General features: G+C 60.8%; 1 pseudogene. It reads right to left on the reverse strand.

Going from position 1 to position 664, the window contains the following annotated elements:
* Window positions 1-534 (reverse strand): annotated as a pseudogene (locus B9Z52_RS17525) (transposase); the annotation flags it as partial.
* Window positions 535-664 lie beyond the last annotated feature (130 nt).

Consider the following 664-nt stretch of genomic DNA (forward strand, 5'->3'; position numbering starts at 1 on the left):
CGGCTGCAGCTCAACCCCGCAGCTGCCCACCCATTGGGCTAACGTTGATCTGGGGATCGCCACACCAGCTCGGCCAAAGATGGCTTCCTGGCGGTACAGCGGCAGGTGGTCGGCAAACTTGTTCACCCGCACCTGGGCGAGCAGTCCCGGTGTGGGGATGCCTTTGTCGATGACGTGGGGCTCCACCGGTGCTTGCACCAAGGTTTGGCAGCACGCGCAGGCCCATTTGCCACGCACATGGCGGTGCACGCTGAAGACGCCTGGAACATAGTCCAGCTTCTCGGCTATATCCTCGCCAATGCGCTTCATTTGGGCACCGCAGCCGGGAGCCGTGCACACGGTGGACTCGGGCTCGTGGGCAAAGGTCTGGCGGGGCAGCTCAGCGGGCAAGGCCTGACGCTTGGGGGTTTGTTTGTCTTTGGCAGCAGGTGACTCGGGCACAGCCAGTGCGATCTCGTCGGACACGGCAGCCAAGTCTGCGTCCAGGGTTTCGTCCAGCAAGCTGCGCTGCTCGGCGTTCATCTTCTCGCTCTTAAGGCGTCGTCCCTGCAAAACCTCTACAACCCGCATGAATGCTGATGATCTGGGGTGAATCCGGATGGGCAGAACTCTCAAATAGATATCCAATGGAGCCTGTTTTCTGGGAGTTTTTGAAAGCAGCGCC

The organism is Limnohabitans sp. Jir72 (genome assembly GCF_003063575.1).
In the GTDB taxonomy this organism is placed as follows: domain Bacteria; phylum Pseudomonadota; class Gammaproteobacteria; order Burkholderiales; family Burkholderiaceae_C; genus Limnohabitans_A.